7 protein-coding genes are annotated in these 10,720 nt (G+C 72.2%); 5 read left to right on the forward strand and 2 right to left on the reverse strand.

The annotated features are described in order from the left end of the window. Nucleotides 1-37 precede the first annotated feature (37 nt). Nucleotides 38-4,756 (forward strand): hypothetical protein, encoded by a 4,719-nt coding sequence (locus tag ACIBLA_RS13000; protein ID WP_399198553.1) that lies wholly within the window; start codon nucleotides 38-40, stop codon nucleotides 4,754-4,756. A gap of 72 nt (nucleotides 4,757-4,828) precedes the next feature. Here the strand turns inward: ACIBLA_RS13000 and ACIBLA_RS13005 are convergent, their stop codons facing one another. Further along, a complete protein-coding gene (locus ACIBLA_RS13005) occupies nucleotides 4,829-5,293 on the reverse strand; it encodes a hypothetical protein (RefSeq protein WP_363246037.1) in 465 nt (154 codons plus the stop codon). A gap of 469 nt (nucleotides 5,294-5,762) precedes the next feature. On the opposite strand from ACIBLA_RS13005, the gene ACIBLA_RS13010 reads away from it, so the two are divergent. The 4 genes from ACIBLA_RS13010 to ACIBLA_RS13025 are packed head-to-tail and all read left to right on the forward strand — an operon-like array spanning nucleotide 5,763 to nucleotide 10,044. After that, nucleotides 5,763-8,597 (forward strand): nitrate- and nitrite sensing domain-containing protein, encoded by a 2,835-nt coding sequence (locus ACIBLA_RS13010; protein ID WP_363246038.1) that lies wholly within the window; start codon nucleotides 5,763-5,765, stop codon nucleotides 8,595-8,597. Then, nucleotides 8,594-9,040, forward strand: coding sequence for a roadblock/LC7 domain-containing protein (locus ACIBLA_RS13015; protein WP_363246039.1), 447 nt, complete (start codon nucleotides 8,594-8,596; stop codon nucleotides 9,038-9,040). The genes ACIBLA_RS13010 and ACIBLA_RS13015 overlap by 4 nt, the downstream gene beginning before the upstream one ends. A 10-nt stretch (nucleotides 9,041-9,050) precedes the next feature. Further along, a complete protein-coding gene (locus tag ACIBLA_RS13020; RefSeq protein WP_363246040.1) occupies nucleotides 9,051-9,452 on the forward strand; it encodes a DUF742 domain-containing protein in 402 nt (133 codons plus the stop codon). Then, nucleotides 9,433-10,044: an ATP/GTP-binding protein gene (locus ACIBLA_RS13025; protein WP_363246041.1), complete on the forward strand. Its 612-nt coding sequence runs from the start codon at nucleotides 9,433-9,435 to the stop codon at nucleotides 10,042-10,044. The genes ACIBLA_RS13020 and ACIBLA_RS13025 overlap by 20 nt, the downstream gene beginning before the upstream one ends. Nucleotides 10,045-10,189: 145 nt before the next feature. Here ACIBLA_RS13025 and ACIBLA_RS13030 read toward each other — a convergent pair whose 3' ends face one another. Continuing rightward, the gene (locus ACIBLA_RS13030) at nucleotides 10,190-10,546 is read right to left on the reverse strand and encodes an Mpo1-like protein (RefSeq protein ID WP_399198555.1); all 357 of its coding nucleotides are present in this window, start codon (nucleotides 10,544-10,546) and stop codon (nucleotides 10,190-10,192) included. Nucleotides 10,547-10,720: the final 174 nt, after the last annotated feature.

Raw genomic sequence — 10,720 nt, forward strand, 5'->3', positions numbered from 1 at the left:
CTTCATCCGGTCCTGACCACGACGAGAGTCCGCCGCCATGTACGAGCTGTCACGGGTCCGCCTCTACTCCATCGGCCCTGCCGGTGCGCGCTACGCCGACACCGTGCTCGACCTGCGCGGAGTCGGCGCGCCGGTGCCCCACCCGGCCCCCACCCAGGCGGAGTTCTTCGAGGAGGAGCCGGTCGGCCCGCCGCGCCGCCCGGCCCCGGCCGGTGTGCTCTTCCTGGAGAACGGCGGCGGCAAGTCCGTACTGCTCAAGCTCATCTTCTCGGTGATGCTGCCCGGCCACCGCAACACCCTCGGCGGCGCCAGCTCCGGCGTGCTGCGCAAGTTCCTGCTCGCCGACGACTGCGGCCATGTCGCCCTCGAATGGCAGCACACCCTCACCGGCGAACTGGTCGTCGTCGGCAAGGCCAGCGAGTGGCGCGGCCGTCAGGTGTCCAACGACCCCCGCAAGTTCGCCGAGGCCTGGTACTCCTTCCGGCCGGGCCCCGGTCTGAGCCTCGACTCGCTGCCGGTCGCCGAGTCGACCGCCGTCCGACGGCCTGCGGAAGGCGTCTCCGGTGCCAGGGGCCGGCGCCGCACCATGAAGGGGTTCCGGGACGCCATCACCGAGGCGGGCAAGGCGTATCCGCACCTGGACGTGCACTGGGAGGAGATCCACGACCGCTGGATCGAGCATCTCGGAGATCTGGGCCTCGACCCCGAACTCTTCCGCTACCAGCGGGAGATGAACGCCGACGAGGGCGAGGCCGCCGGTCTCTTCGCGGTGAAGAAGGACTCCGACTTCACTGATCTGCTGCTGCGCGCCGTCACCGACACGCGCGACACGGACGGACTCGCCGACCTCGTCGGCGGCTTCGGCAACAAGCTGGGCCGCCGCGCCGAGTTGACCGCCGAGCGCGACTTCACGGCGGGCTCGGTCGATCTGCTCGGCCGGATCGTCGACGCCGCCGACTCCCGGTCCCGCGCCCGCGAGATCCACGCCGGCGCCGAGCGCCGCACACGCACCCTCGCCCGCAGGCTCACGGCCCGCGCCGCCGTCGAACGGGACCGCGTTGGCGACCTCGCCCAGGAGGTCACCGCGGCGGCTCACACCGTCACCGAGGCCGACCAGGCCCGAGGCCGCAGCGCGCTCATCGCCGCCGAACTGGCCTTCCGGCACGCCTCCCTGGCGCTCACCGTCGCCGAGAAGGCCGCCGCGGCGCAGCGGCGTGAGCTGAGCGACGCCCGTACGCTCCACGCCGCCTGGCAGGCCGCCGAGAACGTCCTGCGGCACCGCGCCGCCGCCGACCGCTCCGCGCGCGTCGCCGTCGCCATCCGCGAGGCCGAGCGCGACGCGGCACCCGCTCTGGCCGCCCGCGCCACCGCCGCCGCCGACCTCGTCCGCGCGCTGCACGCGGCGGCGGCCGACGGCGAGAGCCTGGCCAACGAGGAGGAGGAGCGTTCCGCCGCGCTTCAGGAGATCGGCGAGGCCGCGCACCGCGACGCGACCACGGCGGCCACCGAGGCGCAGCGCGCCCGCAGCGAGACCGGTCATCTGCGCCAGCGTCTGTCGGAGGTCGAGCAGGAGACCGCCGAGGCGGTACGGGCCGGCTGGCTCGACGACACCGCACCGGACGCCGACCCCGCACGGGCCGCGCTCGCCGCGAGCGACGCCGAGCAGTCCGCGGTCGCCGCCTGGGACACCGCCAGGGAGGCGGCGCGCGCGGCGGCGGACCGGGCCAGGGAGGCCGCAGCCACCGAATCCCGAGCCGAGCTGTCCGAGGCCCGCGCCGTCGACGCCGCGCGGGCCGCCGAGCACGAGTACGAGGCGGAGCGCCGTACGGCCGAGTCGATCGCCCAGGAGGAACGCCTCACCGAACTGCTGGGCCTGCCCGGCGCGTCACCCCGCGCGGGCGTCCCCGGACCGCGCGGCGCCGCCCAGGGCGCCTCCGACGGCTCGACCACCCCTGCCACAGCCCCCGAACCCGGCGGCGCGGCGTCGGCCCACGCGCGTCAGGGCCCCCTCACCCCCGAGGAACTGGACCGTTACGCAGACGAGTTGCGCGAACTCCTCGACCAGGGCGTCGTCTCCGCCGAGCGCCAGCTGTTCGACCTGCGTACGGCCGCCGCCGACGACTCCCGCATCCTCGGCGCGCTCGGCGACGGCGGACTGCTGCCACCGGGCCCCGACGTACTGGCCACCGTCGAGTACCTCGGCGAACACGGCATCCCGGCCCTCCCCGGCTGGCGGTATCTCGCCCAGGCCGTCGACCCCGCCGACCACGCCGCCGTCCTCGCCGCCCGGCCCGAACTGGTCGACGGCGTCGTCATCACTGAACCCGCCTCGCACGCCAGGGCGCGCGAAGTCCTCACCGGCGCCGCCCTCCTGCCGCGCTCCACCGTCGCCGTCGGTACGGCGGCGGCCCTGCTCGCACCCGTGCCGGGCCCCGGTCCGTACGGCGACGGTCACCCGGCCGGCGGCGAGGACAGCGGCGTCTTCCTCGTCCCGCCCAACCCGGCCATGCACGACGAACACGCCGCCGACGCCGAACGGCGCTCCCTGCGCGCCAAGTCCACCGCCCGCGACGAGGAGATCCGCACCCTTTCGGCCCGGCTCTCCGCCGACCGGGCCATCGCCGCGCGCCTCGGTTCCTGGCGGGCCACCTGCGCCCCCGGCAGACTCACCGAACTCGCGGACACCGCGCGCGCCGCCGACGATCTGGCACGGTCGGCGGGGGCCGAACTGGCCGAGGCCCGTACGGTCCGGACCGAGGCGGACGAGGCGGCGGCCGACACCGCGCGGGTACGCGACGAACGGCAGGAGGCCGCCCAGCGCGCCCGCCGGGTCTCCGACGCCCTCGCCGGTCTCGCCTTCCGCCTGCGTGAACGGGCCGGCTGGCAGGTCAAGCTCCGCGCCCTGGCCGACGACGCCGCGGTCGCCGAAGCCCGCGCCACCGCCTGTCTGGACCGGGCCCGCGCCGCCGACGAGGACCGCCGCGCCGCCCAGCGCGCCGCCGACGACGCCCGCCGCACGTCCCGCGCGCTGCGGGCCGAGCGCGCCGAGATCGCCGGCGCCCCCGAGACTCTTCCCGAGCCCGACGAGGACGCGCCGCGCGCCGCTCTGCCCGCGCTGCGCGAGGCCTACCGGGCCGCATCGCAGCTGTACGAGAAGGTCGGCGTCGGCGCCGACCTCCGCGCCGAACAGGCCCACGCCGAGAGCGACGAAGGCGCGGCGCTCGCCGAGCTGGACCGGCTCAGCAACAAGGTCCGTACCCGCGCCGCCCAGCTCCTGGAGAGCACGGACGGCGCCGACGGACCGTCCCGGCAGGCCGCGGCTGCCCGCGCCGAATCGCTCGTGCAGATGCTGGAGTCACGCGCGTCGGCCGCCAGCGAGCAACTGGGGCGCCTGCGCGGCGAGGCCGAACGGCTCGCACCCGCCGAGGGCGACGCGCACACGGACCTGCCGGAGAGCCACGTCCCGACCGATGTCGAACAGGCCCAGGCCCTGCTCCGTACCGCCACACATGAACTCGCCACCCACACCGACGCGTTGGACACCGCCCGCTCCGTACACGGCGAACTGCTGCACGCCCACCGCACCGCCGAGGACGCCACCGGCGGCTTCGAGGAGACAGCGGCCCTCCTCGGCGACCTGCTCCGGGGCTCGGCCTACGAGGACACCGACGAGACCCCGGAGGCGCCGGAGCCGTACCCCGGAAGCATCGACGAAGCGCGGATCGCCGCCGCCGAGGCCCGCCGTTCCCTGCGCGGCTGCGCCGTGGACCTGTCGGCGGCCGACGCCGCCGTCCGGGAAGCGAGCGACATTCTCGTACGGCACGCCAACGCCACCCGCTACGAGCAGGTACGCACCCCCGCCCGCCAGCAGATCCGCGAACTGCCGGCGACCGCGCTGCCCGACCACGCCGCGAAGTGGGCCAACGCCTTCGCCCCACGGCTGCGAGTCCTCACCGACGAGCTGGAGCAGCTGGAACGCAACCGCGACTCGATCGTCGACCGGTTGCGCGGCCTGGTGGAATCCGCGCTCACCACCCTGCGCTCGGCGCAGCGGCTGTCCCGGCTGCCGGAAGGCCTGGGCGAGTGGTCCGGCCAGGAGTTCCTGAGGATCCGCTTCGAGGAACCCGACCAGGCGACCCTCACCGAACGGCTCGGCGAGGTCATCGACGAGGCGACCCGCGCCGCACTCAAGAAGAACTCCGACCTCCGCAGGGACGGCATGTCCCTGCTGCTGCGCGGCGTTCAGGCGGCCCTCCAGCCCAAGGGCATCGCTGTCGAGATCCTCAAGCCGGACGCCGTGCTGCGCGCCGAGCGGGTCCCGGTCGGTCAGATGGGAGACGTCTTCTCCGGCGGCCAGCTGCTGACCGCCGCGATCGCCCTCTACTGCACGATGGCCGCGCTGCGTAGCAACGACCGGGGACGCGACAAGCACCGGCACGCCGGCACGCTCTTCCTCGACAACCCGATCGGCCGCGCCAACGCCACGTACCTGCTGGAGCTCCAGCGTGCCGTCTCGGACGCGCTCGGCGTCCAACTCCTCTACACGACCGGCCTCTTCGACACGACAGCACTGGCCGAATTCCCCCTGGTGATCCGGCTGCGCAACGACGCCGACCTGCGCGCCGGCCTCAAATACATCAGCGTCGAGGAGCATCTGCGGCCGGGGCTTCCCCAACAGGACCCGGACGGGGAGACCGTGCACGGCGAGATCACGGCCACGCGCATGTTCAAACGCTCGGAGGAAGCGCCGGCCTAAGACCCCCGGCACCCGACCGCCAGCACTCACCACCCGACACCCACACCCAACAGCCGCCGGGGCGCGGGCGGTTCAGGCCTCGGAGAGCCTGCCGGCGCCCCGGCCTCGTATCCGGGCGCCGTCACGCTCCGTCGCCCGCGCCGTACGCCTCGCCCTGCGGCGCTCCCTGCGCAGCTGCCGTGCCGTGCTGCTCGGCACCGACACCACACCGTTGCGCTGATTCCACACCTGGCGCGTGACCCATACGTCCAGCACGCCCCACGTCGCCACCACCGTGCTGCCCACGCTGCTCAGCACCATGGGAAAGGCCAGCCACGAGCCCGCGAGCGTGCAGAAGAACGCCACCATCGCCTGGATCAGCGTCACCGACGCGATGATCACGGCCCGCACCGCCGCCGTCCGCACCGGGTCGGGCATCCGGCGCCGTATCGCGGGCTCCTCCACCCAGAGCCGCCGCCCGAGGCCCGTACCGCGCGCCGCCGGCAGCTCGACCTCGGCCTCCGCCCGCGCCTTCTCCGTGTCCGACTTCGTATTCATGGACCGCAACTCCCCACCAATGTCCGACATCAGGGTGACTGCCCGGCCCCGGCCGCTTCACGCGAACCATGGCACCGAAAGTGCCGCGGCCGAGCGCACCAGTGCCGCCCGCCCGGCCCGTCCCTCGCCCTGAATTCCCCACCCCGAGCCGGTACTTCCGTACGTCAGTACCCAAACACATAGACGACCGACAGATCAGGAAGATTCCCGCGCACATATAGATCAGGCCATCTGATCGATTGCGAAAAGTGACGCCCCGCCAGGTACTGTGCGCCTCAGCACCGAAAGTCATCTCCGTGAATACCCGGACAACTCGTGATCAACATGGCTGGGCAGGGCTCAAAATCGCCCGGACGTGTCTTCGAGTTGTAGGTGTGGCAGTAGTAGGCTCACGCCGTTTGTTGACGAGGATGTCCATTCTGATGAAAACGCCTTCCACGTCGGGTGGAAGGTCGAGCTGGGGGAGGCCATGCGCTTTCGCGGGAAGTCCATCCGCCGGAAGATCGTGGCGTTGCTGCTTGTGCCGCTCGTCTCCCTTACGGCCCTGTGGGCATTCGCCACCACACTCACCGGCCGGGAGGCCAGCCAACTCCTCGACGTCGCCTACGTCATCGACAAGATCGGCGACCCCGTGGAGGACACGGTCCGAGTGGTCCAACGGGAACGCCGCCAGACCCTCATCTATCTGGCCGACCCCCGCAACTCCGAATCCCTCGCCGAGCTGCGCCGACAGCGCGCGGCCACCGACAGGGCCGTCACGAAGATCAAGGCGAACGCCGAGGACCCCTCCGTACGCGACCAGATGAGCGGCGCCACCTCCGCACGGCTGACCTCGCTCACCGACGCCCTCGACGGACTCGGCGCGCTGCGCCGCTCCGTGGAGAAGAGCACCGTCACTCGCGGCCAGGCGCTCGACTTCTACAACAGGCTCGTCGACCCCTGCCACAGCTTCCTGTCCTCGCTGCACGCCCTGGAGGACGTGGAGCTGGACAAGCAGGCCCGCGCCCTGGTCGGTGTCGACCGCGCCCAGGAGATGGTCTCCCGCGAGGACGCGCTGGTCGTCTCCGCACTGATCACCCGGCGCATCACGTCGGACGAGATCAGGCTGGTATCCGACTTCGTGGCCAACCGCACCTTGCTCTACGAGACCAACCTCGACGTGCTGCCCGCCTCCGAGCGCGAGATCTACGAGCAGTACTGGGGCGGTCCCGGCACCCAGCCGCTCCGCGAGGCGGAGGAGCAGTTCATCACCGCGGGCGCGGGCAAGGACACGGCAAGCGTGGACGCCGCACGCTGGCAGGAGTCGTCCAACCCCGTCCTCCAGAACCTTGAGCGCGAGGGCGAGGCGGCCGACGACCGTTACCAGGACCGGGTCGACCCGGCCGCGTTCAACGTCCTCGTACTGGCCGGAATCGCCGGCGTCCTCGGCTTCCTCGCGCTGCTCGTCTCAGTGGTCGTCTCCGTACGCGTCGGCCGCAGTCTCGTCCGCGACCTCTCCGGCCTCCGTAAGGAGGCGCACGAGGTGTCCGGCGTCCGCCTGCCGAGCGTCATGCGCCGCCTCGCGGCGGGCGAGCAGGTCGACGTCGAGACGGAAGCGCCCCGGCTGGACTACGAGCGCGACGAGTTGGGCCAGGTCGGCCAGGCGCTCAACACCCTCCAGCGTGCCGCCGTCGAAGCGGCCGTGAAGCAGGCGGAGTTGAGGCACGGAGTCTCCGAGGTGTTCGTCAACCTCGCCCGCCGCAACCAGGTCCTGCTCCACCGCCAGCTCACGCTCCTCGACACCATGGAGCGCCGCACCGAGGACACCGACGAACTCGCCGACCTCTTCCGCCTCGACCACCTGACCACCCGTATGCGGCGCCACGCCGAGGGCCTGGTGATCCTCTCCGGCGCCGCGCCGTCCCGCCAGTGGCGCAAGCCGGTTCAGCTGATGGACGTCGTACGGGCCGCGGTCGCCGAGGTCGAGGACTACGAGCGCGTCGAGGTCCGCAGGCTGCCGAGGATCGGTGTCGGCGGCCCCGCCGTCGCCGACCTCACCCACCTCGTCGCCGAACTCCTGGAGAACGCAACGGTGTTCTCGCCGCCGCACACTGCGGTGCAGGTCCACGGCGAACGCGTCGCCAACGGCTTCACCCTGGAGATCCACGACCGCGGCCTCGGTATGAACGCGGACGCCCTCCTCGACGCGAATCTGCGGCTCGCGGAGACGCCCGAGTTCGAGCTCTCCGACACCGACCGCCTCGGTCTCTTCGTCGTCAGCCGGCTCGCGCAGCGGCAGAACGTACGGGTCTCCCTCCAGCCGTCTCCTTACGGAGGCACCACCGCGATCGTGTTCCTGCCGGCCGCCCTGCTCACCGAGGCACCGGAGACCCAGGGCACCGGATTCAGGCTCGACCGGCAGAACATCGGGGCCGAGAACGGACGCGGGCGCTCCGACGGCAGGCTTGCCTCGCTCTCGCAGGTTCCCACCGGACTCAGCGCGAGCCGCTCGGTGCTCGACGGCCCGATCGAACTCGAACCTCCGCTGACCGGCGGGGAGTTCGAAGGCCTGTCCACCCGCGGCGACGCCACCGACGGCATCGGCAACCTCGGCAGCGGCGACCTGGACGACACCGAGAGCGAGCGCGGCGGAGTCTTCCGCGCCCGTGAACACCTGCGCGACGCCCGCGGGCGCGAGTCGGGCCGGCCACGTGGAGCGCGCGAGGCCGCCGGGGATCCGCACGAGCAGCACCGTCAGGCCGCCGACCAGGACGGTCCCGGCGGCCCTGGCGGCACCGGTGCCCGCGACGAGAACGACTCGCCCGACTTCCCGACGCAGCGGCTGCCCCGCCGCAGCCGCAAGACGCCGAAGCTGGTCGCCGACCACGGGAGGCGTCTGGACGAGCGTGGTGGCGCCCACCCGGCGTCGGACCTCACGCCGACCGACCTCTCGCCGGCCGAGCTCACGCAGAACGCCTCCTCACCGACCGACGGAGCCGCCGTGACTCCTGACCGAGCGGCCGCGACGCCCGACGAGATCGGGCTTCCCGCCCCGCTCGGCAGCCTTCCCCGCCGCGTACGGCAGGCCAGCCTCGCGCCCCAACTCAAGGACGCCGTAAGGGAGGAGGCCGAGCCGTCGCCCGCCGAGGCGACCGAGCGGGACTACGAGCGGAACGCGGATGAAGTACGCGACCGTATGGCTTCCCTTCAACGGGGCTGGCAGCGTGGCCGAGAGCAGAACAACGCCGAAGACACCGATGGCACCGATGGCATCAACGGCCCCGGCGACACAGCAGGAACGACACCGGAGGGGGACGGTCGATGACCGCACCGAAAGCCGCAGCATCCGATTCCACACGCCGCGGATCCGTTCCGGGCGACCTCAACTGGCTCCTGGACGAGCTGGTGGAACGGGTCGGCAGTATCCGTAAGGCGATCGTCCTCTCCGGGGACGGCCTCGCCACGGGCACGTCCAAAGAACTGACCCGCGAGGACGGCGAACACCTCGCCGCCGTCGCCTCCGGCTTCCACAGCCTCGCCAAAGGCGTCGGCAGGCACTTCGAGGCGGGCAAGGTCCGTCAGACCGTCGTCGAACTCGACGACGCCTTCCTCTTCGTGACGGCGGCCGGCGACGGCAGCTGCCTCGCCGTACTCGCCGACTCCGACTCCGACGTCGGTCAGGTCGCCTACGAGATGACGCTCATGGTCAAGCGCGTCGGCGTCCACCTCGGTGCCGCACCTCGTGCCGGACAGCCCGCCACAGGGTGAGTTGGGTGTCATGAGTGAAGCAGGCGAGGATCCGCAGCACTGGTTCGACGGCGACGCCGGACCCGTGGTGCGCCCTTACGCCATGACACGCGGCCGGACCAGCAGCGCGACCCGGCACAGGCTCGACCTGATCGCCATCGTCATCCCGGCGCCCGCAGCCGCCGAGGGCGATGCCGCGGGTGACCGGACGCTGTCTCCCGAGCATGTGGAGATAGTGGAACTCTGCAGAGCCAGCCCCCAGTCGATCGCGGAACTCGCCGCGGGCCTCGACCTCCCCGTAGGGGTGGTCCGGGTTTTTGTGGGGGATCTGGTCGAGAACGAACTGGTGCACGTAACCCGTCCCGTTCCGCCGGCCGAGCTGCCGGACGTGAACATTCTCCGCGAGGTGATCAATGGTCTTCGGGCGCTCTAGCCGTGGACAGCGGCCGATCGAGCCGGTGACTCTGAAGATCCTGGTGGCAGGCGGCTTCGGGGTGGGCAAGACCACCCTCGTGGGCGCGGTGAGCGAGATCAAACCGCTGCGCACCGAGGAACTGCTCACGGAGGCGGGCCGCCCGGTCGACGACATCGCGGGCATCGAGGGCAAGACCACCACCACGGTCGCGATGGACTTCGGGCGCATCACACTCCGCGACGACCTGGTGCTCTACCTGTTCGGTACGCCGGGCCAGGACCGCTTCTGGTTCCTCTGGGACGAGTTGGCCCAGGGCGCGCTCGGCGCGGTCGTCCTGGCCGACACCCGGCGGCTGGAGGACTCCTTCGCGGCGGTCGACTACTTCGAGCGGCGGGACATCCCCTTCGCCGTCGCTGTCAACTGCTTCGAGGACGCCGCCCGTTTCCCCGCCGAGACGGTCCGCACCGCGCTCGACCTCGACACCGAGGTACCGCTGATGATGTGCGACGCGCGCCGCCGCGAGTCCGTCAAGGACGTCCTGGTGGCGGTCGTGGAGCACGCGATGATCCGCGCGCGGCAGCAGCGCGAGCCCGCGGTCACCACCACCTGACGCGGTCACCGCCGGCCGCCGACGAGGCCGGCCGGTACTCCGACAGGACGCCGAGATGTACGGCTCCGACTACCGCCGGCCCCGGCGTCCGCCACTCGGCCGGCGCCCGTGCGGACCGCGGTGCGGCGGGTCGCCGGTCACCCGGTCAGCGGTTCTCCGCGAGCCACTTCGCCGCGACCTCGGCCAGCTCCGCGTCCCGTCCCGCCAGCATCATCCGGATCATCTGCACGTCGCCGCGCAGCGACCACGCGGGATGCCCGAAACTCGCGGGGTTGTTCTTCTCGATGAAGAAGTGTGCCGGCCAGGCCGTTCCGTAGCCGATCAACGGCAGCGCCGCCGCGTACCGCTTCCGGCCGCGCGCCAGGCCGTAGACGCTGACGGCGAGGCCGGTGAGCGTCCCCGTCAGATGGACCCAGCGGGTGGCCGCGCGGGAGTGCATCGCCACGTAGTAGGGCCAGAATTCCTCGTACGACTCGAATGTCTCCGTTGTCTCCGATGCCATACGGGCACCGTAACGGCTGTGCCCCGCAGGGGAAACGGGCAGGAGGAGAACCAGAAGCGGGCGCCAGGCGTCACACTGTGGTGAGCGGTGGGGGGGGGGCCCCCCGGGGGGGGGCGCCCCCCCCCCCCCACCCCATTGACAGTAAACACCCGGCCCGTCCGGGGGGGAGAGTAC

This window comes from Streptomyces sp. NPDC050433 (assembly GCF_044458565.1).
Classification (GTDB): Bacteria; Actinomycetota; Actinomycetes; order Streptomycetales; family Streptomycetaceae; genus Streptomyces.

Excerpts from the sequence above, each read along its gene's own strand:
- ACIBLA_RS13000 (WP_399198553.1), top strand. The coding sequence starts at position 38 with ATGTACGAGCTGTCACGGGTCCGCCTCTACTCCATCGGCCCTGCCGGT.
- ACIBLA_RS13005 (WP_363246037.1), bottom strand. The coding sequence starts at position 5,293 with ATGAATACGAAGTCGGACACGGAGAAGGCGCGGGCGGAGGCCGAGGTC.
- ACIBLA_RS13010 (WP_363246038.1), top strand. The coding sequence starts at position 5,763 with ATGCGCTTTCGCGGGAAGTCCATCCGCCGGAAGATCGTGGCGTTGCTG.
- ACIBLA_RS13015 (WP_363246039.1), top strand. The coding sequence starts at position 8,594 with ATGACCGCACCGAAAGCCGCAGCATCCGATTCCACACGCCGCGGATCC.
- ACIBLA_RS13020 (WP_363246040.1), top strand. The coding sequence starts at position 9,051 with ATGAGTGAAGCAGGCGAGGATCCGCAGCACTGGTTCGACGGCGACGCC.
- ACIBLA_RS13025 (WP_363246041.1), top strand. The coding sequence starts at position 9,433 with ATGGTCTTCGGGCGCTCTAGCCGTGGACAGCGGCCGATCGAGCCGGTG.
- ACIBLA_RS13030 (WP_399198555.1), bottom strand. The coding sequence starts at position 10,546 with ATGGCATCGGAGACAACGGAGACATTCGAGTCGTACGAGGAATTCTGG.